The following is a 20,719-nucleotide window of genomic DNA, read 5'->3' on the forward strand; positions in this document are numbered from 1 at the left end:
AGAGACTACCTCTTTATTTTATCAAACGCATAATTTTATTTATTTGGTTTATTAAAATTGAACGAGACTACAATTGTTTGAAAACATTAATTTATTATTTGATTTTCTTTAGTTTTCGTTGTGTAAAATATTTTAACTTTACTTATTGCAATTTAGAGCTAAGTCTAGGTTATACCTATGATTACTCGTAATGTCCAAATCGCTTATGTTTGTAATTAGGCAGTCCAACGCAAGATGAAGTAATTATATAAAATAGGAGTTAATGTAATGCTATATAACAAGGCGTTTTAATGAACATAAAAATAAAAAATTTAGTTTTAAAAGATGGGTGAATTGGCTGATATTATAGCGGCATATAGAAAAGCAGAAAAGGAACAAATTCGCGCCGCACTTGCTACAGTTGTGATGGTAGAAGGTTCATCTTATCGGCAAGCTGGCGCAAGAATGTTGGTCACAGAAGATGGGCAACTTACAGGTGCAATTAGTGGGGGATGTTTGGAAGGCGATGCTTTAAAAAAAGCCGTGTTGGCAATTCATCAGAAAAGCAATAAACTCATCACTTACGATACCAGTAATCCTGATGATGTAGAATTTGGGGTTCAGTTGGGGTGTAATGGGATTGTGCATATTTTGTTTGAATATATTGATAAAAATGCTACTCAAAATCCAATATCTCTTTTGGAAAAAACAATAGAAAACAGAAATAAATCTGTTATCACAACGATATTTTCATTAGAAAAAAGAAACAAACAAATTGGAACTGTAGGATTTGTAAGAAATCAGGAATTAATTTTATTAAACTCCGAAGGAATTTCAGAAAGTGGATTGATGAATTTTTCTTCAAAGGTTTTAGAAAAAAAACAGAATATATTGAGTACAGTTTCATCAAATGAAATCCTGCTGCAATATATTCCTCCACAAACCACACTTATTATCGCTGGAGCCGGAAATGATGTAAAACCTTTAGTAGAAACAGCTTCCATTTTAGGATGGAAAACCATCATCACTGACGGCAGAGTAACTCACGCACAGAAAAAGAGATTTCCAAAAGCGGATGAGGTTTTATTTGCTAAGCCCGAAGAAATCATTGATAAAATAGAAATAGACGAATCGACTATTTTTGTTTTGATGACGCACAATTATAATTACGATTTGGCTTTGTTAAAACTCATTATACATCAGCCTGTAAAATATATTGGACTTTTGGGGCCAAAAACAAAGCTTGACAGAATGATTGACGATGTGAAAAGTTCTGGTATAAACGTTGGAGATGAAGAATTAAATAAACTTTACGGGCCTGTCGGTTTGGATATTGGCGCTGAAACTTCAGAGGAAATCGCCATTTCGATCATTGCAGAAATCAAAGCTGTTTTGAGCCAAAGAAATGGTTTGTTTCTGAGAGAAAAAAAGGAAAAAATCCACACTGATACTGTGAGTAAATAAGAAATAAGATATGCTGGCCGACCAATTTGGAAGAATACACAACTACTTGAGAATCTCTTTAACGGATAATTGCAATCTGCGCTGTTTTTACTGTATGCCAGAAGAAAATTATGATTTTACACCACACTCAAAACTGATGCAAGTGGAGGAAATTGATGCCGTAGCCAAATTATTTGTTCAGCAAGGTGTTAATAAAATCAGGCTCACAGGAGGCGAACCTTTTGTAAGAAAAGATGCTTCGAAAATCATCCAAAATTTAGGTAAATTACCAGTACAATTGGCCTGCACCACAAACGGTATCCGTATTGATGATATGCTTCCAGAAATCGTTAAAGCAAATTTTCACAGTATTAATATTAGCCTCGATACTTTACAAAAAGACAAATTCCTAAGAATCACCCGCCGAGATTATTTTGACAGAGTGGTTAAAAATATCGATTTGCTTTTAAATAACAACATAACAACCAAAATCAACGTTGTGGCAATGAAAGGCATTAATGATGATGAAATATCCGACTTTATTGCATTTACAAAAAACAATCTTATAGACATTCGATTTATAGAATTTATGCCTTTCAGCGGGAACAAATGGAGCAGCAATCAGGTAATGACGCAAAGAGATATTTTAGATATTATTAAAGAAAAATACCACTATGTTGCTCAACCCATCGGTTTTCACGAAACAGCGAAAAGTTTTAAAATTCATGGTCACAAAGGAAGGTTCTCTATCATCAGCACAATGAGCGAACCTTTTTGCAGCGGATGCAACCGGATAAGACTTACTGCCGATGGAAAATTGAAAAACTGTCTGTTCTCAAAACACGAAACCGACCTTTTGACACCCTTTCGAAACGGTCAGGATATTTTACCAATCATACAATCTGCGATTTGGTCAAAAGCAAAAACACAAGGCGGACAATTGAATGAACAGTTTGAAAAAATCAACGCATCAATCATTCAAAACAGAAGTATGATTAATATCGGCGGATAATGAAAGATACGGGAATTATATTATTAGCAGCAGGAAATTCTACAAGAATGGGAACTGCAAAACAATTACTGATTTATCAAGGAAAAACATTGCTTGATAGAATGATTAACACAGCATTGGAAGTGTTTTACAAGAATCAAATCATCTTGGTTTTGGGAGCGAATCATCATGAAATAGCTTCTATGATTACCGAAAAAAATATATCAATATCAATCAATAATGATTGGCAATCTGGAATGGCTTCTTCAATCAAATCAGGATTAAAAACTTTAATAGATCGGTTTCCCGAAATGGAAAAATGTTTTATTTTGGTATGCGACCAGCCTTATTTAACGAGTGATTTATTTTTAGAAATGCTAAAATTGAATGAGAGTTCAAAAAAAGAAATCATCGTGGCAAAATATGCCGATATATTGGGAGTTCCGGCTTTATTTTCTAAAAAATATTTTGAAAATTTATTGTCGCTTACAGGCGAACAAGGGGCAAAAAAAATTATTCAACAGAATATGAAAGATGTTGAAACTTTTGAATTTGAAAAGGGAGCTATTGATATTGATACGAAAGCAGATTATGAAAATTTAAAATCGAAAGAATGATTAGTGTAGCGGAAGCAAATAATATAATCGCACAAAATATTCCCCCAAGAAAAAACCAAATTCTTCCCTTAAAAGAAGCATCTGGATATACAACTGCTGAAGATATTTACTCAAAATATGATATTCCGAATTTTTCGCAATCTTCGATGGATGGCTATGCGATTCGTTTTGAAGATAAAGATTTAAAACTAAAAATCGTTGGGGAAATGTCGGCAGGAACTACAGAGCAGTTTCACCTTAAAAATGGAACCGCTTGTCGAATTTTTACAGGAGCACCGCTACCAATTGGCGCAAACACCGTCATAATGCAGGAAAAAGTTACGATTGAAGACAAAGAATATCTAATCATTCAAGATAATGACCTTGAAAAAGGCACAAATGTAAGAGATGCGGGAAGCGATGCAAAAAAAAACAGCATTGCAATCAGTAAAGACAGCTATCTTTCTGCCGCTGCAATCGGGTATTTGGCAGGAATCGGATGTTCAGAAGTCAATGTTTACTCGCCGCCTTCTGTTTCATTAATTTTAACGGGTAACGAGTTGATAAAGCCGGGCAATAATCTAGATTTTGGGCAGGTTTTCGAATCCAATTCCTATCAGTTGGAAAGCGTTTTAAAACAATGCGGAATTAATACCATTAAAAGCTTTTGGGTTCAAGATAATCCTTTGGAGGTTGAAGATACTTTGGATATGGCACTTTCAAAGACAGACATTGTAATTTTGGTTGGCGGCGTAAGTGTTGGCGATTATGATTTTGTGATTGATACTACAGAAAAATGTGGGGTTGAAAAGCAATTTCATAAAATAAAGCAAAAACCTGGTAAACCATTCTACTTTGGAACTAAAGAAGAAAAACTGATATTTGGATTACCGGGAAATCCTTCCTCGGCGCTGACTTGTTTTTATTTATACATTGCTCCGTTGTTTTCAACATTGATGAAACGACCAGCAATAACTTCAAACACAAATGCAGTTACAACCTCCAAATATCAAAAGAAAACCGGTCTCACTCATTTTCTAAAATCTACATTTATTGATGGAAAAGTAACACCGCTTCACGCGCAGGAATCGTACCGACTTCAATCTTTTGCAGAAGCCAATTGTTTGATGATTCTGCCCGAAAATTCAGAAGGTTGTGAGAAAGATGAGGTGGTTGAACTTATCTTATTAAAATAGAAATCCTCTAATGAATGTAGAATTTTTTTACCTTATTTTATTCATTATCGCTGCTTTGTATGCGGCAGTCGGACACGGTGGAGCAAGCGGTTATCTTGCTTTGATGTCATTGTACGGCGTAGCTCCACAGGAGATGAAACCGACAGCACTTGTCCTCAATTTATTCGTATCACTCATCGCTTTTATACAATATTACAGAGGTGGACATTTCAAACTTCAGACTTTCATTCCTATTGCGCTCGCGTCTATCCCTTTGGCTTTTGTAGGTGGAATGATTCATATCGACGATAATTTGTACAAACGTATTTTAGGTATTTTGTTACTTTTCCCTGTGATTCGGTTTTTCTTCTTTAAAAGTCCAGACGACAGCGAATTGAAAGAGCCTCAAATATATATATCATTGTTTTTCGGTGCAGTAATTGGTTTATTATCAGGAATGATAGGAATTGGTGGTGGTATCTTACTTTCTCCTATTCTTGTTTTATTGAAATGGACCAACCAAAAACAGACGGCGACCATTAGTGCCGCCTTTATTTTCGTAAATTCTGTGGCAGCTTTAGGTGGAATGTTTACTAAAGAAATTGCTTTTACCAGCGATATGTGGCTGTATATTATCTGCGCATTTGCTGGTGGATTGGTTGGTGCATATCTAGCTTCAAAAAAACTGAATCAATACGGACTAAAATATATATTAGCTGTCGTACTTTTGATGGCTTCCTATAAATTAATATCAAGCGCTATTTAAAATGAAACATTTACTTTTATTACTTGCTTTCTTCTTCATAACACTAACATTTGCACATTCGAAAAGCATTGAAATCATGACATTAGACAATGAGAAAAAAGTAGTCACGTCTGCGGATTTAGAAAATTATCAGAAACACACAATTTATAATATTCAGATTACCAGTCATTTGAAAGAATACCGTTTAGCTATCAAGAATGTGAAGGGGAAGGCGGTATGTAAAATTCCTAAAAACGATACAGCTTAAAAAAATAGATTAATGGCAACGATTAAAATAATCAGCTTTGGCAGATTGAAAGAAATTTTGGGCTCAGATTTTGAATTTGATGCAGAAAATACCAATGAATTATTGAATCAACTCAATGAAAAATTCACTCAATTAAAAGATTTAAAATTGAGAATTGCAGTTAATCAAAAAATTATTCTAGAAAATACAGAATTAAAAAACAGTGATGTGGTAGCCTTGATGCCACCTTATTCCGGCGGATAAATATGTTGAATTTAAAACGATACGACAGGCAAATTAAATTGCAAAACTTTGGCATCAAAGCTCAGGAAAAACTTGCATCTGCAAAGATTCTTGTAGTTGGAGCCGGAGGTTTGGGCTGTCCTGTTCTTCAATATCTGACCGCAGTCGGCGTTGGAAATATTGGTATTATAGATGACGATAAAGTTTCGCTCAGCAATTTGCACCGACAGATTCTTTATACTTCAAATGACATAGGAAAACTAAAGACTGAAACCGCATTTAAAAGACTTAGTGCAATGAATCCGGAAGTAAAAATCAATATTATTTCTGAAAGAATAACAACTAAAAATGCTGTGGAAATTGTCTCGGATTATAATTTTATAATAGATTGTACAGACAATTTCCCAACCCGTTATTTGCTCGATGATGTTTGTCGGATTTTAGAAAAGCCTTTGATTTTCGGTGCAATTTATCAATATGAAGGTCAAATTGCTATTTTCAATTTTTTAAATCAAGAAGGATTTACCACAAATTACAGAAATCTTTTCCCTGAACCTCCAAAACCTGGAGAAGTACCAGATTGCAATGATGCAGGTGTTTTGGGCGTTTTACCCGGAATTATCGGAACATTGCAGGCTACGGAAGTCATTAAATTAATTACAGGTATTGGAGAGCCATTAATCAACAAATTAATGACCATCAATGTTTTGGATTATCAGACTGCTATTTTTGAAATTCCTAAAGATGTAAATTTGAATTTTCCTCAAAACATACAAGAATTTGAAAAAATGAATTACGAACTTCATTGCGGAATTGAACATAATGACATTAAAAATATTTCACCGTCCGAATTTAATAAAATTGCAAAGCTTCCAGATACGGTTATCATTGATGTTCGAGACAAGAGTGAGTATCCTAAACTTGAAATTCCCTATTTACCAATACCCTTATCTGAATTAAAGGCAAACATTAATCAAATTAATAATCGAAATATCATTGTCGTTTGTCAGTCTGGTAAGAGAAGTATTGTTGGAGGACACCTTTTATATCAACTTTTAGGAAAGGAACACAAAATCAGCCATTTGGAAGGCGGTATTAATCATTTAATTAAAGAGATCAATGAGTAAAATCAAAAATATATTTCAAAATAGTCCTATTTCGCCTTTGTTTATTGCAGAAAGCATTACAAAACATTCGACGAAGACGGAAATCGGAGCACATCACATTTTCTTAGGGCAAATTCGGGCAGATAAAGTTGAAAATAAAACGGTAAAAGCGATAGAATATACCTCATTTGAAGATTTGGCTTTAACCCAAATGACCGCCATCAGAGAAGAGATTTTTGCGAAATATGATATTACTTGTATGCACATTTATCACAGCCTAGGTGTTGTAAATAGAGGAGAAATTTGCCTTTTTGTCTTCACTTCATCAAAGCACAGAAAAGAAGCAACTTTGGCCTGTAACGAAGTGGTAGAGCGCATTAAAAACGAACTTCCAATATGGGGTAAAGAGATTTTTGAGGACGAAACTCATCAATGGAAAATAAACCAATAAGCAATGGTAGATATTACTTTTAAAACTTTTACACTCCGAAAAGCGATTGCTTCGGCAACCATCAAAGCTTCAAATCTTGCCACAATAGAAACTGTAAAAAACGGAACCGTTCCGAAGGGCAATGTTCTAGAATTTGCAAGAGCTTCCGCTTTATTGGCGATAAAAAAAACCAGCGACGTTATTCCCGATTGCCATCCTTTGCCTGTTGAATATGCTTCGATTAGCTATGAATTAAATAATTTGAATATCAATATCACTGTTGAAGTTCATACCATTTATAAAACTGGCGTTGAGGTTGAAGCCATGCATGGCGCATCGGTTGCGGCTTTGGTAATTTATGATATGCTGAAACCAATCGATAAAAAAATTGAAATAGCCAACATCAAACTATTGGAAAAACAAGGCGGAAAAAACAGTCAGAAAAAAATAGAGACCGAAAATTTAATGGCTGCGGTAGTTGTTTGCAGTGATTCTGTTTCCCAAGGAATAAAAAATGATATTTCAGGAAAATTATTGGTTGAAGCACTTAAAAATCAAGGTATTACTGAAATTGATTATTCGATAGTTCCAGATGATATCGCTGCGATTCGTCAACTGATTGAATTTTATAAAAATAAAGGTTGTGACCTGCTTTTATTTACAGGCGGAACAGGTTTGTCGCAACGCGATGTAACGCCTGAAGCCGTACTACCATTCATTACCAAAGAAATTCCAGGAATTATGGAAACGGCGAGGAATTATGGACAGGACCGAGTGAAAACTTCAATGCTTTCCCGCGGAATTGCAGGTTTTTCTGATGATACGCTGATCTTGACCTTACCGGGTTCTTCTGGAGCTGTGAAAGAGTACGTTAAAGCTTTGTTTCCACAGGTTTTGCACGTATTTTCGGTAAAAAAAGGAGACGGACATTAATTAACTAATTCGTAATTGAAACACAATTTTTTGTATTTTTTCTACTACCATTTCGATTTCTGATTGGGTAGTAAATTTTCCTAAACTAAATCGTAACGAAGAAATCGCATCTAAGTCATTCATACCCATTGATTTAAGAACGTGAGATGGTTTGGAAGTTGTGGCGTTGCACGCAGAACCGTTTGATACACAAATATTTCCGAGAGACAATATGATATGCTCAGAATTGACATCGGAAAAACAAATATTGGTTGTGTTGAAAATTCTATTTTCTGTACTGCCATTGACTTGAACATCTGGGATTTTTAATAATGAATTTTCCAGCTTATCTCTCAATTCTTTAACTTTTTGTGCGGAATTCTGCATTTCTCTGAGAGCAATTTTTGCTGCTTTTCCCATTCCGATAATTCCCGGAACATTCATTGTCCCGCTTCTCAAATTGAATTGCTGTCCACCGCCATGAATTTGGGAACTCATACTTTTTTTAATTTTTGAAGATATATACAACGCGCCAATTCCCTTTGGGCCGTAAAATTTGTGAGCCGAAAAAGCCATCATATCAACACCAAGAACTTTAATATCCACGGGAATTTTTCCAACGGCTTGCGTAGCATCACAAAAAACAAAGCAATCTTTGTGATGAGCAATTTCTGCAATCTCTTTTATGGGCTGAATTACGCCAGTTTCGTTATTGACAAGCATTACACATACCATCAAGGTTTTAGTGTTGATTTCATTTTTCAATTCTTCTAGATTGATTAATCCATCTTTTGCAACATTAAGATAAGTGACAAAAAATCCTTGCTGTTCCAAATAAAAACAAGTATCTAAAACTGCTTTGTGTTCAGTTTTTACGGTAATGATGTGATTTTTGCCATTCGTTTTTTCAATGCCTTTTAAAGCTAAATTAACGGCTTCCGTTGCTCCAGACGTGTAGATAATTTCTTTCGGATTTGCAGAAATAAGTTCAGCGATTTGTTCTTCGGCTTCTTCAATCGCCTCTTTTACGGTAAGTCCGAAAAGGTGTGAACTCCCAGAATTAGCATATAAATCATTAAAATAAGGTAACATCGCATCAACAACTCTTTGTTCAACAGGCGTTGTGGCATTGTAATCCAGATAAATAAAATCATTTTTTACCATAGCATGAAAGATAATAAAAAAATTTATTACAGTTTCGATATAAAGGAAATCTTTTCTTGTGTTGTTTGACTTGATATTTTAAAGCTAATTATGAAGCATAAAGCCATTAGGAAGGATTTCTTTTTTTGAAGTAGAATTTTGAGTTAGCCTTTGAAATCATTGGAATTTTTATTGCGCTTAGCCGTCTTTGGGAAATCTCATCTCAAGACTAAAATGTACACAAAGATTATTTTGTATATTCTTCTGCCGAAATGGTTTTTCCTCAAATCACAAAATAAATCCCTTCCATATTACTGTTCCAATGCCAAACACTGCCTTTGAATGCCAATAGGTACAACATTTCCCAACCTTGTAATAAGCCTTTATAAATTCGACTTCCACAGAAAAATTGAGCAGATTATGGAAGTTATCGCAATACAAAAATCCGTACTGGACGGAATGCAGAATGAGCTTAGGGAACTTTTGGAAATGACCGAAAATGCCATACGAAGATATACACCGATATTCAAAGAAGAAAAGTGGCTCGATAACCAAGAAGTGTGTTTGATGATAAACATCACCAAACGGACTTTGCAGACCTACAAGGACAAAGGCTTACTTCCTTATTCCAAAATGAACCGTAAGAATTATTACAAACGCTCGGACGTACAGGCTTTACTCGAAGCTGGACAGCCGTACAATAGCAATGACAATGGATTTACTGACGAATGACAATGAAGAAGTAATCGAACAACAGCAAATGATAATGCAGTTGAGAAACCGTATCGAAAGTATATTGAAAAACTACCGTCCAGTAATGAACGGAGAAATTTACTTAGCGGGCGAAGATGTGTGCAAACTGCTCCATATAAGCAAAAGGACTTTACAACAATACAGGGATGATAAAATCTTGCCATATATACAAATTGGCGGTAAGATTATTTACAAGGAAACGGATATTCTGACAATACTGGAGCACAATTATATATCCAATAGCAAACATTGTCTGTAATAAATTTTGGGTGAGTATGGTTCTATCGAAATGGGTTTAGTATATTTGCTACGTAAAATATAGAAAATACTTAAAGTGTTTTTGCTTTAGGTCTTGGTACTAAAAACTGGTAATTTTTGTAACCTAGAGTCAATAAGTAAGAACGCTCACGTTATGGCGTGGGCGTTCGCTAATTCGGGGTAGGCGTACCAGTGCGTAGTATCGATGAGTGTAGTTGCCTGCGTCTTTTTTTTGTGCAGGGCTTCACTAATATTAAAAATGGTATTATGAACACTGTAAACTCCCTCCAAGAAATCAGCATTGCATTTATCAACGATAAAAGCCCGATTTTGGATTTAATCTGCAATGATCTCAAAACTTCAGGATTTGAAATCACATTCCAATCCGAAACAATCGAAGATGGATTGTTTCAGTTAGCTACCTTGAAAAAACTTCCTAAAGTTTGTATCATCGACCTCGATTTTTATGATAAGAATATACTGTCGCAACTTTACAAATTGAAAACGGAATGTCCTACAGTAAAACTACTTTCCCATAGTGATATTGACAATGAGAAAGTAGGTAAAGCTCCTTTGGATATAGGTTTTTCAAGTTGTTTGTTGGTTGGTAGTGATGTTGATGATTTTAGAAGAGCCATTGACAAGACTGTAAATTGTAGCTAAGCTAATTTCATTTCTATTTTTCCGATAATCGGTCTATTTGAATTTTCGAATATGGTATATCTAAATCCAAATGACTTTTATAAGAGGGTAATAATCGATTAAACCTTTGTTTATCTTCAAATGATAAGTCTCCATGAATTTTGTCAAATGAATTTTCTTTTGCTTTATCTATTGTAAAATCTAATAACCTTTTTCCATAACCAAAACCTTTTCTATACGATGTAAAATCACATATTTTTTAATTATTTCCAAAAGTTTGTAAGGCAACTTGACAGTCGAAATATGGATGCTCTCCGTTTTCTCCATATATTTTAATGTAATCAAAATACATTTTTCTTATCAAAAGCGATTATAAAAATTTCTTCTTGCTCTGTAAGCGATATTTCAAAGGTCTTATTTTGGTTCTGATTGATAATATACTTAATTCTATTTATTCTTCTTTTTAACTCATTTATCTGAACTTTCTGTTGTTCACAAACTTTATGCAATTCGTCTTTGAATTCAAGAACTTTTTTCAATCGATTATTATAATAGCTGATTTCATTTTTTAAAATTAGCCTTGATAAGGGCTTTAAAATGAAGTGAACTAAAAGATGATACGGAATTAAAATAATTTTGAAAATTTTCATGAAGTATTGATTTTCTGTAATCGTAAAATTAAAAATTTTTCAAAACCAAGCGACGTTCTTTTGCTTCTTTTCTTTGGTCGCTGTGTGAAAAGAAAAGAAGTCAGCTAAAACAACAAAAGGGATACCGAATATCCCGTGTAATGATGCCGCAACCTGTTTTCTAAAATGAAGAGAATGGATTGTGAGAATGGTGCATTTTAGTAAAGGGGTTGCACCAATTTTAAATGCAAAAATGCATTTCCGACCGTAGCGAGGAATTGCATTTTTGCCCGCCGATTTTGGCTTTTAGGCAACTTTAATCGGGTGGGTACGGAAGTCTTTCAGATTATGAAAAAATCCTTTGTATTCGGTCATTCCCCTGCGGAACAAGTTCCATAACAAAGAGCAACCCATTTGTGTAAGTGATGAATTGATAAATAAATCTTGATGTTCCAACGCTTTGGCAAGTGAGCAACTTGGCGTGTTGTCCTCTTGCTCGGATTGCTTCAGTAATTCGCCAAATTCATCAGTAACAAATGGCAGGCTTGCCACCGTTTTGTATTTTTCTGAATTGGGTTGCTTTACCTCTCTGATAGTAGATAGTAGCACTTGTCCTGTATGTTGGCTGTTGCCAAAGTCCAACCAATATTTTGGCTCGTCTTGGTAGTGTCTGCGGTAACTTACTTCTTTAAGAATTTCAGCAACGCCAAACCTCGCCTGTACATTGTCCACACAAGTAATGGTAATGATTGCTCTTGCTTTTTCGGGTGGTCTTCCAAAATTATCTTTTTCAAATTTTACCGTTTCGGCTTTCCAATTTGTACCTGCCCAACGGTTGCAACGATTGATTAAAGCAAAGGATTTGTACAATCCTGTTTCACTTTCTGCAAAACGCTGTCTGCCTAAATTGGCACATGTGATAACATCATCATCCCAAAGGCGGACTTGTAACCCTGCGTGTCCCAACACAATCAAACTTTCGTTTATTTCTATTAAAGCGGTCAATACTTTTGAGCCTGTGCCACCTGCTCCGATAAGGTTTACCGAAATCGGATTGGTTGGATTGAGCAGATAATCGTCTGTAAAATGGACTGCGGTTTTTTCTGTATTCATCACAATAAATTTTTAAGGGTTTTATTATTCTTTTTCAATACCTCTTTAGGAAAGGGTTTGTCTGTATTGACTAGGTCTTTCCAAAGGTTTACAATGTTTTTTTTCGTCAAGTTTTCGCATAATGAATGGCTGAAATAGGAATTGAAAAAATAATGTTCCCACGCTTGCATAAATTCCTCAACCGAAGCCGAATTTTTAATGTCAATACTTACCGTACCCATACATACATTGCCCTTTTCGTAGATATTGAAAAAGGGTACGTAATGCAATGGCGTTTTCTCGGTTGGTCTTCTGTCGTTTGCCAAAGCAAATACCGAAAGGCTATTTTTATGGCAAACCAAAGCATTGGCGGTACTTGTGCCATTCCGCTGGGTATGCCCAAACTATCCACAAAATACAGTTGCATTTTCTGTGCTTTGGTGTACCATAATACTGTACCTTTTTCAACATTCGGATTGAGATGCAGAATGTTTGTCGGTAAGATTCCTTTTGGTTTTAAAAAGGCTGGGTTCTTTTCTTCATCGGTCTGTAAAGCTTTTGCCAAAACATTAGCTTCCTTTACGGTTAATGGATGGGCATTGATAGGCGTTCCGTTGCTGTCCATATCGAAATGCTCCACATACATATCGGTTTCAGTTCCTTTGGCTTCATAAAAAACCAAAGCAGATTTTGGATGGTACAATGTGCCAAAATGGTCTGTTATGTCGGTTGTATTATTCATTTTTCTATTATTTTGTATTCGTATAATAATCCACTCAAATCATTCAATAAATCAAACAGACTGTTCTCAAAATCGAGGTTGGTTGTTGGTATTTCGCTTCCATCAAATCGCTTGGATATGGTAGGTTCTTCCATTGCTCCATATTCGTTAAATTCATTGTTGATGCTGTCTGCAATGCTTTCATATAGCCAACCTTTTGTATCTGCGACAAATGAAATGTACTTTTCCATTCCGATTACTTCATTTTCGTAATCATCATCATAGGGGTCTTGTTCAGGCAATGGTGCGTTTCTGAAAATGCTTGCTTTGGGATATTCCGTATAAAGTGCAAAGGCATTACAAGCAACTTGCCAACATTCCCTGTCGAATGTATCAAGGCTTTTAAATCGGCTCAAACGCTGTTCAAATATCTTTAGATTAATACGGTTGAATAGCTTTTGTTCAATTTTATCGCCTAAATATTCAGCATTTCTCAACTCACTTTTGTACGCTTCGGTTTCGTCTATTTCATCGTCTTGTTCCACCCAATCGTTCATCATTTCGTAGAGCCAATACAAATAACTGTCTTCCTGCCTGTAATATGGAATTTTGGCGATATGGTACAGATAACTGCATACTGATATAAGTAGCTGTGTGGTCTTTTTACGCTTGGGGTCTTTGAGCATTTGAAAGAGTGGTACAATAGGAATATAATACAAGGTTGTACCTGTACTGTATCGTTCCTCACTTTTGAAGTAGATTTTCTTACTGTCCTGTACCAATTTGAAACTATCCCAATTGATATGGGTGCGTCTTATTTTGGCTTCCATATCCCACATAGCCAATGCTATATTGTAGGGAAACTCAAAATTTTTGGTCTGCATTGGTTCAATACTGTAATGGTCGCCAAGTTGGGAAAGGGATTGGTAAAAATCTCTCTCCATTTTCTGACAAGCCTGTACGGATGGTGATGTTTTCAGTTTGGGCAGAAACGTACACTTTAGAATACCATTGGTAGCATTGCTATTGGTACGGATTTCTGCTTGTCTTTCTGTACTTGGTTTGCGTCCTTTGGTCTTTGTAGCCAATTTGCGAACTCGCCCAACTGTCGGTGTAACTGCTGTTGTCGTTTCTGTTCGGGTATGCTGATTGTTCCCGATATGATATTGCGTTGCATAATTCATCGTTTTATAATTTTGGTTAACCTTTCGTTCCCATTACGCTCTCAAATTTGTACTCTACTGCATCATCTTTGATTTGCGGTGCAGATACTTTAGCAGTGGTCAAAATCGGGTACATATTGGCGTAAAAATTCATTACGGCTTCCACGCTCCAACGTGGTTCGGGGTCGGTCAATCTGATGTCCTGTCCTTTATCTTTGAGTATGAATACTCGCTCTAATTGGGTTGCTAATAACATAATGCTCGTTTTTAAGTGTTAATACTGTTCTTCTTCGTCCGCTTCATCAATGGGATAATCGGCAGTAACTTCTTCCTCTTTTTGCGGTTCGGGTTTTGCTTCTTCCATTGCCACAAAAAGGCTCGGTGTTCCAAACTTGTCGGACAATGATGTTTTGCGTTTGCGTATCTCGTCCGCTTTTTCGGGAAACTCCGTTATATCAGGAACTTTTATCCACGCTTCACGGAATTTGCCCTCTTTCTCCAACTCGTCCACCTTTGCCATTGCGTCTTTAAACTTCTTGTCTTTGGCTTCTTTCTCCTTTTTGGCTTTCTCGGTTTTTTCCTTTTCGATTGCGGATTGCTTTTTAACTTCTTCCAATTGTTTTAGGAATTTTTCCATATCCACCATTAATACCGATACCTTTTGTATAGGTTTGGTTATCTGCTCAAAAAATCCCTCGTCAAATTCTTGGGGCGTGGCGTTAAATGTCAATGGGGGAATACCGTTTTTGGTGTTATCTCCGCATTGTTCGTTGTTGAGCATAACCGTTACAATTAGGTTGCTTTCTATTCCTTTTGAAATATTCAGTTGCAATACTCCTGTAAAGTCCAACTGCTGTATTTGATTGAAAAAATTTGTGTTCATTGCTTTTCGATTTTAGTTATTGTTACTTGCTTTTTTATTGCTTTGAGTTTCTCGTGCATATCCTCCCAATAGGCTTTTTGTCGTTTGTCGAACTCGGAGAAACTTTTATCCTCGTGGCGGTACTTTTTGTATTGCCTTGCCATTTCAATAGCTTCTTTAAGGTTCGTTACCTCAATGGAGCATCCGTTCAAGTCTGTTATTTTCATAGGAATGATAGTTTGCGTTCTAAAAGTGTTTCCAATATCTCACAATCGCTATCGTACGTTTCCCTCTCGAAATGGTAAGTGTCCGTTTCTTCATCAAAAGAATAGGTTTCCAATTCTTCATCGCTCAAACACACATCGTCCAAAATCCCATTTTGATAACTTGCCCTGCCATATACTCCGTTTCCCATTTCCTCATAGTCCTGTATAAAATTCACTTTATATTTTTCCGCCATGTTTCTTAACACTTCTGTATTTGGCGACCACTTAGTTTCATACTGAAATACTCCCTCGTCTCCCTCGTTCCAATAAATATTGAAGAAATATCCACCGTTGGTATCGCTCGAAAAGTCGGGCAGTTGCCCTTCTTCGGTCTTATCTTCCTTTTCCTTCATTGTTTGGAAAAGCTGTTGTATCTGTTTGATTGCTTCGGGTTTTCCCTCAAAAACAACCGTATTACCGCACCAATTTGCCATAGTTTTTATTTTTATAGGCTACCACCGTTTAAAGTGGTAGCCTGTGGTTATTTAATTAAGATTTAGGATTTCTGCACCTTCTAATGCAAAATCACTACACAATTCAAATGCTTTCTGTGATTTGAGTTGGGCAGTACCACCCAATACAATACTTTGCAACTTGGCTTCATCGTTCTTGTAATTTCTCACGTTTTGATAGTAGCCTGTAACCGCATTATACGCTCCGAATAATGTGCCTTTGGTAGTGTCCATTTGCTGAGTGTCGCTTACCATCGCATAGGCAAAAGCATCCTCAACCGTATTTTTGAACACGGTGGAGATTTCATCTTCTACACCTTTTTTGATGAGGTCAAGCGTTTCTTCATTTGGGCAAAGTGCCAACTGTATTAGCTTTCTCACCTCTCGGTCTGATACCTTCACTTTTGTCCACTCGTTAAAAATGTTCTCTAATTGGTTGCTCAATGTGTTGGCAAGTCCCATAATCTTGTGAGCGTTATCGATACGTTGTTTTGCTCCCGAAGTATGTTTGATACGGACTACATTGGTCATATTGCGAAGTGAAGCGTTCAGCGTATTTTGGCAAACAATTCTAACAGGTGTAAACGCGGCTGTGATACTACCGCTACCATCGTGCGAAGTGGTTAGGAAAATGTACTTTTCCGTTACATCATCCCCGCTACCAACTCGGATATAATCGGGCAATTTGGCTGTAATAAATATGCGTTCTCCGTTGCCTAACGCTCCTGCGGTTTCATAGAGAATACCCTCACCACCGCCTACAATGGCATCAAAGAAATTAAAGGCTTCACGATTTTGTACAATGTGGTAATCCTTACCGACTACTCCCAATACTGTATTGTTATCGGTGCGTACGTTGGCGAAATAGTTAGGTACTTCTAATTCGCTACTGCCTATCTCTATACCGTTAGCCGTTTCGATAATGCCCGAACCTTTGGTAAAAAGTGGGGATTTTACGACTTCGTAATCTAACCCTGCGTGTTTGATAGCTTCCTCGCTTGTCGGGTATTGCTCCACGATTTGCCCCAAGTTGTGCCACGCTTTTTGTTGTACGCTAAAAAATGAATAACATCCTGTTCTCTCGTTGAAATTGATATTATGTGCCATAATGTTAGAAATTTTGATGTTAAAAAATGATTGAATATTCTTGATTAAAATGGGAGGTCGTCTTCTGCCTTGTTATCGTTTGTGCCTGTGGTAGCTTGTGCCGTTTCCGATTTTTTGCCACCGCCGTGCAATTTGATTTGTGAGGTGTGGAAATTCAGTCCTGCTCTTGGTTCTCCATCATTACCTGTCCACGCTCTTGTGCTTACTCGTCCTGATAGTTCTACCAAAGTGCCTTTTTTGAGTAGCTTGGCTAAATTCGGGGTTATCCAATAGGAGCAGTCGAAATAGGTTGTTTGCTCTATGCGTTCTCCCTGTTTGTTACGGTAGCTGTCGTTGGTCGCTACTGAAAAATTTACTACTTGTTTGTCCTGTGACGTTGTGCGTACTTCCGCATCCCTTGTCAGTCTTCCTGTGATGTTCATATCCTTTAATTTTTAGTTATTGATTTTGATTTTTTTTTAGATTTATTCGGCAATGAGAGGAGGAGCTGTTTCGTTTCATTACCATTTCCAATGTTTTTAATCTTCATATCTGACATTTTTTTTATTCGTTTAAAGAGCCGGAGTATGCTATGTTTAGTTTCACGAGCATAAAAGGTTCGTGTTTAGCAGCACCAAGGTTTTGGAAAAAAATACTACCCAACGGGTGGAGATTATTTTTCAAACTTGCTTGACCTTTGTGATGCGTTAAGAACACGGAAATACCTTCGCTCTTGAAATGGGACAAAAAAGCATACGAGTCTTTGGAGAAAATGAATGTGGAAGCCAAGAAGATGTCATTGAGAAATTGTTCAGAGTGAATTGAAATAACACTTTTTTAAAGCTGTGGGGCTATCAAAGCCACACTAACAGAGGATTGAAAAATTGTTTTTGTGTGGAATGAGTAGATGGCAACATTTTTTAATCTTCTGTTCCAGAATTAGCCAAAAAGGCTCTTTTACAGAAGGGGAATAGGAAAGAAAAGTAAATGTGCTTTGGCTATAAAAAGTATGGACATAAAAAAAGCAGAACCGGTAAGTTCTGCTCGTTATTATAAAATTGTGATTGACTATATGACCCGTAAAAACGCTTCTTCAATCTCCTTAAATTTAGGAGCTATCAAATCCATATCCTTACTAATCTTTTGGCTAGTAATCTTAGCATATATCTGTGTAGTAGAAATGTTTTTATGCCCCATCATTTTGCTAAGGCTCTCCAGTGGTACACCTTCGGTCAAAAACATTGTTCCAAATGTATGTCTTGCGGTGTGAAAGGTTACTTTTTGTTCTGTAATAATTTCCGCTTTTTCAATTAATTTGCCAATGTGAGTATTACAGGTTACATTAGTTGGAATTGGAAAGATAAACTCATTACGAGTGCTACCAAGGTATTTTTCTATGATACGTTTTGGGATTTCCATTAACCGAACATTAGAAGCAATATCTGATTTCTTTCTTCTGCTGATGATCCACTGATGACCGTCAAAGAAAGATTGAATGTTTTTCATTGTTAGTTTTTTAATATCTGCATAGGCAAGCCCGGTAAAACAACTAAAAATAAAAAGGTCCTTTACAAGTTCATACCGTGGGTGGGGCGGTACACACATCATCAATTTTTCTACATCTTCTTTAAGAATATAACCCCTGTCGGTTTCTTCCATATTGATATCATAATCTTGAAACGGATTATCACGCATCAAACCTTTTTTAATAGACAATTCCACCAGACTTAGCACAGGCATCGTGTAAACCCAAACCGTATTATGTGTAAACTGTAAATCGTACCGAAGATAAAAATCAAATTCCCTAATAAAATCTCCAGTCAATTCCCGAAAAGCCATATCATCACGATGATAGCGTTCTTTGATAAAAGTGGTAAGATGATTATAAACTGTAATATACTTGTTGTAGGTACTTTGTGAGCGTTCTTCCTTTTTGACCAATTTTTTAAAATCTTCATTTTGGTCGTTGAAGACTTTTAGTATTGCATCATCCATAACACCAACGCCCAAGAATGAGAGCTTTACTTTTTGGGCGGTAGCAAAGCCCTCGTGCTTGAGCATATCTTCATAAATCTTGTCGATACGCCCACGTATATTATCTAATTTTTGGTTGATGCTTAAAGCTGTGGCACTTTTTCCCTCAACTCTTCCGTATTTTAAATCCCATTTTTTTGGATTGATTTCTAACTTTGTTCCCAAAGTTTTAGCTGTTCCGTCAATGGTAATACGTGCCATAATCGGAGCGTTACCATTTTTTTTTAATTCGTTCTTTTTCAAGTAGAAAAGCAGTTTGAACGTTGATTTTTTTGTCTGCGTCATAACTCAAATGTTTATTGTTTAAAATTAATTTACATTGAGTTACAAGGGAATATAAAAGAAGTGCAAAACACTGAAATATATACAATTAAGCTATTTAGTTACCTTTATCAATCGGTAACGAATTAGTAACCTAACGTTGTATTTTCACAACCAAAATCCGTCAGACACCGAGTTCCAAACTAAGACTACTGTTTTATAAAGCATTGTATAGCAACGGTTTTAATCGTTTTGCTTATTTTTGCTTTTTACTAATCTTTTTTATCGGAAATGCTAAATCATGGGATTTGTTTATTCGTTTTGTTGGGTATAGACCTTTAGTTACAGAAGGTTCGGTGTTCTCTTGAATAGATGACTGAAATTAACATATCTTACAAGGTGATCAATTCCGATTATGAATTATTATTCATTTCCATATTTGGATAAGATTTTTTATTATTATTTTCAACAATACATTTATGATCAGAATATTAAGGTTTTTTAATCTCCACACCGGAGATGATTCTCAGGACAAAGTACTGGAGAATGTAATCTCAAATATTTCTTTTCGAGGTGCAAACCTTTGGGTATTGGCGTGTGCCATTGTCATAGCCTTTGTAGGTTTAAATGTGAATTCCACCGCAGTAATCATAGGCGCCATTTTGATCTCTCCTTTAATGGGGCCAATTGTCGGAGCGGGTTTTGCTCTTGGAACATATGATTTTGATTTATTAAAAAAGTCAGGTAAGAATTTGGCGATTGCAACTGCCGTAAGTCTTTTCGTCTCATTTTTGTATTTCCTATCGAATCCCTTTAAGGATGCGCAGTCGGAATTGCTGGCGCGCACTTCTCCAAATATCTATGATGTTCTAATTGGTTTTTCTGGAGGTTTGGTTGGTGTGATTGCTATTACCCGTGTCGTTTTATGTACAAAAAACGCTCAATCAAATTAGAAAAATGCAGTTTCTGGAAATGAGAGAGAATTTTTATTTAAAATTATTGATGAGCTTGGAATTAAACCTTCATTTAATTTGAGAGATAATCATGAAAGTATCTTATTTGTAGAAAGTACAAATGACTTGAAGTTTTATGATATAATTTGTCGACAACTATTAGATTTTAATTTGATTGGAAATCCAAAAGTTTTGGTATTACCATTAGGCGGTGGAACTGATATAGATAGCTTTTTAAATCTTGACTATTTTGATAATTCAGGACGGAAATTATTTTTATTAATTGATAGTGATAAACAACAAAATAAACAAGACTCACAAAATCAAAAAGCACAAGATTATATTAATCGAAAAAAAATACTCAAGCATACGTAATATTCCGAAGTTTTATTGAAAATTACTATCATATCATCCTAGATGTATTGAAAGAGTTTATGTTTGCGAATTAGAAACTTTTCCAAATTTTACACCAGAAGATAATGTCAAAACTTTAATAAAAGATATTCTTTCTGAAAAAGGTTTAGGAAACAAGAATAT

26 protein-coding genes and 1 pseudogene are annotated in these 20,719 nt (G+C 35.8%); 15 read left to right on the plus strand and 12 right to left on the minus strand.

Annotation, left to right across the window (positions count from 1 at the left end; translation table 11 throughout):
- Positions 1-324: 324 nt before the first annotated feature.
- The 10 genes from E0Y80_RS17130 (at position 325) to moaCB (ending at position 7,888) form a co-directional block, all read left to right on the plus strand.
- Positions 325-1,443 (plus strand): XdhC family protein, encoded by a 1,119-nt coding sequence (locus E0Y80_RS17130; RefSeq protein WP_156308905.1) that lies wholly within the window; start codon positions 325-327, stop codon positions 1,441-1,443.
- A 10-nt stretch (positions 1,444-1,453) separates the two neighbouring features.
- Positions 1,454-2,434: a GTP 3',8-cyclase MoaA gene (gene moaA, locus E0Y80_RS17135; protein ID WP_156308906.1), complete on the plus strand. Its 981-nt coding sequence runs from the start codon at positions 1,454-1,456 to the stop codon at positions 2,432-2,434.
- Positions 2,434-3,030, plus strand: a complete 597-nt coding sequence (locus E0Y80_RS17140) for a nucleotidyltransferase family protein (protein ID WP_156308907.1) — start codon at positions 2,434-2,436, stop codon at positions 3,028-3,030. The genes moaA and E0Y80_RS17140 overlap by 1 nt, the downstream gene beginning before the upstream one ends.
- Positions 3,027-4,205, plus strand: a complete 1,179-nt coding sequence (locus tag E0Y80_RS17145; RefSeq protein WP_156308908.1) for a molybdopterin molybdotransferase MoeA — start codon at positions 3,027-3,029, stop codon at positions 4,203-4,205. The genes E0Y80_RS17140 and E0Y80_RS17145 overlap by 4 nt, the downstream gene beginning before the upstream one ends.
- 10 nt (positions 4,206-4,215) lie before the next feature.
- Positions 4,216-4,950 carry a sulfite exporter TauE/SafE family protein gene (locus E0Y80_RS17150; protein WP_156308909.1) on the plus strand — a complete coding sequence of 245 codons (735 nt, stop codon included), beginning with the start codon at positions 4,216-4,218 and terminating at the stop codon, positions 4,948-4,950.
- Between the two features lie 76 nt (positions 4,951-5,026).
- Positions 5,027-5,197, plus strand: a complete 171-nt coding sequence (locus E0Y80_RS17155; RefSeq protein ID WP_156308910.1) for a hypothetical protein — start codon at positions 5,027-5,029, stop codon at positions 5,195-5,197.
- A 12-nt stretch (positions 5,198-5,209) separates the two neighbouring features.
- The gene (locus tag E0Y80_RS17160) at positions 5,210-5,440 is read left to right on the plus strand and encodes a MoaD/ThiS family protein (protein WP_156308911.1); all 231 of its coding nucleotides are present in this window, start codon (positions 5,210-5,212) and stop codon (positions 5,438-5,440) included.
- A gap of 2 nt (positions 5,441-5,442) precedes the next feature.
- Positions 5,443-6,546 carry a HesA/MoeB/ThiF family protein gene (locus tag E0Y80_RS17165; protein WP_156308912.1) on the plus strand — a complete coding sequence of 368 codons (1,104 nt, stop codon included), beginning with the start codon at positions 5,443-5,445 and terminating at the stop codon, positions 6,544-6,546.
- Positions 6,539-6,976, plus strand: a complete 438-nt coding sequence (locus E0Y80_RS17170; protein ID WP_156308913.1) for a molybdenum cofactor biosynthesis protein MoaE — start codon at positions 6,539-6,541, stop codon at positions 6,974-6,976. The genes E0Y80_RS17165 and E0Y80_RS17170 overlap by 8 nt, the downstream gene beginning before the upstream one ends.
- A 3-nt stretch (positions 6,977-6,979) precedes the next feature.
- On the plus strand, positions 6,980-7,888 hold the full coding sequence (gene moaCB, locus E0Y80_RS17175) for a bifunctional molybdenum cofactor biosynthesis protein MoaC/MoaB (RefSeq protein ID WP_156308914.1): 909 nt from the start codon (positions 6,980-6,982) through the stop codon (positions 7,886-7,888).
- Here moaCB and E0Y80_RS17180 read toward each other — a convergent pair whose 3' ends face one another.
- Positions 7,889-9,031 carry a cysteine desulfurase family protein gene (locus E0Y80_RS17180; protein WP_156308915.1) on the minus strand — a complete coding sequence of 381 codons (1,143 nt, stop codon included), beginning with the start codon at positions 9,029-9,031 and terminating at the stop codon, positions 7,889-7,891. It abuts the gene before it with no gap.
- A gap of 399 nt (positions 9,032-9,430) precedes the next feature.
- On the opposite strand from E0Y80_RS17180, the gene E0Y80_RS17185 reads away from it, so the two are divergent.
- The 3 genes from E0Y80_RS17185 (at position 9,431) to E0Y80_RS17195 (ending at position 10,684) form a co-directional block, all read left to right on the plus strand.
- Complete coding sequence (locus E0Y80_RS17185; protein ID WP_156308916.1) at positions 9,431-9,742, plus strand: helix-turn-helix domain-containing protein; 312 nt, start codon at positions 9,431-9,433, stop codon at positions 9,740-9,742.
- Positions 9,723-10,022, plus strand: coding sequence for a helix-turn-helix domain-containing protein (locus E0Y80_RS17190; protein ID WP_156308917.1), 300 nt, complete (start codon positions 9,723-9,725; stop codon positions 10,020-10,022). Before E0Y80_RS17185 ends, E0Y80_RS17190 begins: the two co-directional genes overlap by 20 nt.
- Before the next feature lie 266 nt (positions 10,023-10,288).
- Positions 10,289-10,684, plus strand: a complete 396-nt coding sequence (locus E0Y80_RS17195; RefSeq protein ID WP_156308918.1) for a DNA-binding response regulator — start codon at positions 10,289-10,291, stop codon at positions 10,682-10,684.
- Positions 10,685-11,004: 320 nt separating this feature from the next.
- On the opposite strand, the gene E0Y80_RS17200 is transcribed toward E0Y80_RS17195, so the two are convergent.
- The 11 genes and pseudogenes from E0Y80_RS17200 to E0Y80_RS17250 form a co-directional block, all read right to left on the minus strand.
- The gene (locus E0Y80_RS17200) at positions 11,005-11,313 is read right to left on the minus strand and encodes a hypothetical protein (RefSeq protein ID WP_156308919.1); all 309 of its coding nucleotides are present in this window, start codon (positions 11,311-11,313) and stop codon (positions 11,005-11,007) included.
- A gap of 285 nt (positions 11,314-11,598) precedes the next feature.
- A complete protein-coding gene (locus E0Y80_RS17205; RefSeq protein ID WP_156308920.1) occupies positions 11,599-12,405 on the minus strand; it encodes a PRTRC system ThiF family protein in 807 nt (268 codons plus the stop codon).
- A pseudogene (locus tag E0Y80_RS17210) lies at positions 12,405-13,126 on the minus strand (PRTRC system protein B). The gene E0Y80_RS17205 and the pseudogene E0Y80_RS17210 overlap by 1 nt, the downstream one beginning before the upstream one ends.
- Entirely contained in the window at positions 13,123-14,289 is a 1,167-nt protein-coding gene (locus E0Y80_RS17215; protein ID WP_156308921.1) for a hypothetical protein, read from the minus strand. Before E0Y80_RS17215 ends, E0Y80_RS17210 begins: the two are co-directional and overlap by 4 nt.
- Before the next feature lie 16 nt (positions 14,290-14,305).
- Complete coding sequence (locus E0Y80_RS17220; protein ID WP_037438461.1) at positions 14,306-14,524, minus strand: PRTRC system protein C; 219 nt, start codon at positions 14,522-14,524, stop codon at positions 14,306-14,308.
- An 18-nt stretch (positions 14,525-14,542) separates the two neighbouring features.
- Positions 14,543-15,151: a PRTRC system protein E gene (locus E0Y80_RS17225; RefSeq protein WP_156308922.1), complete on the minus strand. Its 609-nt coding sequence runs from the start codon at positions 15,149-15,151 to the stop codon at positions 14,543-14,545.
- On the minus strand, positions 15,148-15,357 hold the full coding sequence (locus E0Y80_RS17230; protein ID WP_156308923.1) for a hypothetical protein: 210 nt from the start codon (positions 15,355-15,357) through the stop codon (positions 15,148-15,150). Before E0Y80_RS17230 ends, E0Y80_RS17225 begins: the two co-directional genes overlap by 4 nt.
- Positions 15,354-15,830 carry a DUF1281 family ferredoxin-like fold protein gene (locus tag E0Y80_RS17235; RefSeq protein ID WP_156308924.1) on the minus strand — a complete coding sequence of 159 codons (477 nt, stop codon included), beginning with the start codon at positions 15,828-15,830 and terminating at the stop codon, positions 15,354-15,356. The genes E0Y80_RS17230 and E0Y80_RS17235 overlap by 4 nt, the downstream gene beginning before the upstream one ends.
- Before the next feature lie 51 nt (positions 15,831-15,881).
- Positions 15,882-16,955, minus strand: coding sequence for a DUF932 domain-containing protein (locus tag E0Y80_RS17240; protein ID WP_156308925.1), 1,074 nt, complete (start codon positions 16,953-16,955; stop codon positions 15,882-15,884).
- A 44-nt stretch (positions 16,956-16,999) separates the two neighbouring features.
- On the minus strand, positions 17,000-17,377 hold the full coding sequence (locus tag E0Y80_RS17245) for a single-stranded DNA-binding protein (RefSeq protein ID WP_156308926.1): 378 nt from the start codon (positions 17,375-17,377) through the stop codon (positions 17,000-17,002).
- A 625-nt stretch (positions 17,378-18,002) separates the two neighbouring features.
- The gene (locus E0Y80_RS17250) at positions 18,003-19,253 is read right to left on the minus strand and encodes a site-specific integrase (protein WP_156308927.1); all 1,251 of its coding nucleotides are present in this window, start codon (positions 19,251-19,253) and stop codon (positions 18,003-18,005) included.
- Positions 19,254-19,708: 455 nt separating this feature from the next.
- Between E0Y80_RS17250 and E0Y80_RS17255 the strand changes: the two genes are divergently transcribed.
- Positions 19,709-20,182 (plus strand): DUF389 domain-containing protein, encoded by a 474-nt coding sequence (locus tag E0Y80_RS17255; RefSeq protein ID WP_231596085.1) that lies wholly within the window; start codon positions 19,709-19,711, stop codon positions 20,180-20,182.
- A 78-nt stretch (positions 20,183-20,260) separates the two neighbouring features.
- Complete coding sequence (locus E0Y80_RS17260) at positions 20,261-20,557, plus strand: hypothetical protein (RefSeq protein WP_156308928.1); 297 nt, start codon at positions 20,261-20,263, stop codon at positions 20,555-20,557.
- Positions 20,558-20,719 lie beyond the last annotated feature (162 nt).

It is taken from the genome of Sphingobacterium endophyticum, assembly GCF_009733535.1.
GTDB classification, from domain to species: Bacteria; Bacteroidota; Bacteroidia; order Sphingobacteriales; family Sphingobacteriaceae; genus Sphingobacterium; species Sphingobacterium endophyticum.

Bases quoted from the DNA above. Each gene is read 5' to 3' on its own strand.
- E0Y80_RS17190 (WP_156308917.1), top strand. From the start codon at position 9,723: ATGGATTTACTGACGAATGACAATGAAGAAGTAATCGAACAACAGCAA.
- E0Y80_RS17145 (WP_156308908.1), top strand. From the start codon at position 3,027: ATGATTAGTGTAGCGGAAGCAAATAATATAATCGCACAAAATATTCCC.
- E0Y80_RS17185 (WP_156308916.1), top strand. From the start codon at position 9,431: ATGGAAGTTATCGCAATACAAAAATCCGTACTGGACGGAATGCAGAAT.
- E0Y80_RS17150 (WP_156308909.1), top strand. From the start codon at position 4,216: ATGAATGTAGAATTTTTTTACCTTATTTTATTCATTATCGCTGCTTTG.
- E0Y80_RS17230 (WP_156308923.1), bottom strand. From the start codon at position 15,357: ATGAAAATAACAGACTTGAACGGATGCTCCATTGAGGTAACGAACCTT.
- E0Y80_RS17165 (WP_156308912.1), top strand. From the start codon at position 5,443: ATGTTGAATTTAAAACGATACGACAGGCAAATTAAATTGCAAAACTTT.
- E0Y80_RS17140 (WP_156308907.1), top strand. From the start codon at position 2,434: ATGAAAGATACGGGAATTATATTATTAGCAGCAGGAAATTCTACAAGA.
- moaCB (WP_156308914.1), top strand. From the start codon at position 6,980: ATGGTAGATATTACTTTTAAAACTTTTACACTCCGAAAAGCGATTGCT.
- E0Y80_RS17225 (WP_156308922.1), bottom strand. From the start codon at position 15,151: ATGAACACAAATTTTTTCAATCAAATACAGCAGTTGGACTTTACAGGA.
- E0Y80_RS17130 (WP_156308905.1), top strand. From the start codon at position 325: ATGGGTGAATTGGCTGATATTATAGCGGCATATAGAAAAGCAGAAAAG.
- E0Y80_RS17195 (WP_156308918.1), top strand. From the start codon at position 10,289: ATGAACACTGTAAACTCCCTCCAAGAAATCAGCATTGCATTTATCAAC.
- E0Y80_RS17215 (WP_156308921.1), bottom strand. From the start codon at position 14,289: ATGAATTATGCAACGCAATATCATATCGGGAACAATCAGCATACCCGA.
- E0Y80_RS17160 (WP_156308911.1), top strand. From the start codon at position 5,210: ATGGCAACGATTAAAATAATCAGCTTTGGCAGATTGAAAGAAATTTTG.
- E0Y80_RS17155 (WP_156308910.1), top strand. From the start codon at position 5,027: ATGACATTAGACAATGAGAAAAAAGTAGTCACGTCTGCGGATTTAGAA.
- E0Y80_RS17180 (WP_156308915.1), bottom strand. From the start codon at position 9,031: ATGGTAAAAAATGATTTTATTTATCTGGATTACAATGCCACAACGCCT.
- E0Y80_RS17250 (WP_156308927.1), bottom strand. From the start codon at position 19,253: ATGACGCAGACAAAAAAATCAACGTTCAAACTGCTTTTCTACTTGAAA.
- E0Y80_RS17200 (WP_156308919.1), bottom strand. From the start codon at position 11,313: ATGAAAATTTTCAAAATTATTTTAATTCCGTATCATCTTTTAGTTCAC.
- E0Y80_RS17255 (WP_231596085.1), top strand. From the start codon at position 19,709: ATGATCAGAATATTAAGGTTTTTTAATCTCCACACCGGAGATGATTCT.
- moaA (WP_156308906.1), top strand. From the start codon at position 1,454: ATGCTGGCCGACCAATTTGGAAGAATACACAACTACTTGAGAATCTCT.
- E0Y80_RS17220 (WP_037438461.1), bottom strand. From the start codon at position 14,524: ATGTTATTAGCAACCCAATTAGAGCGAGTATTCATACTCAAAGATAAA.
- E0Y80_RS17240 (WP_156308925.1), bottom strand. From the start codon at position 16,955: ATGGCACATAATATCAATTTCAACGAGAGAACAGGATGTTATTCATTT.
- E0Y80_RS17170 (WP_156308913.1), top strand. From the start codon at position 6,539: ATGAGTAAAATCAAAAATATATTTCAAAATAGTCCTATTTCGCCTTTG.
- E0Y80_RS17245 (WP_156308926.1), bottom strand. From the start codon at position 17,377: ATGAACATCACAGGAAGACTGACAAGGGATGCGGAAGTACGCACAACG.
- E0Y80_RS17235 (WP_156308924.1), bottom strand. From the start codon at position 15,830: ATGGCAAATTGGTGCGGTAATACGGTTGTTTTTGAGGGAAAACCCGAA.
- E0Y80_RS17205 (WP_156308920.1), bottom strand. From the start codon at position 12,405: ATGAATACAGAAAAAACCGCAGTCCATTTTACAGACGATTATCTGCTC.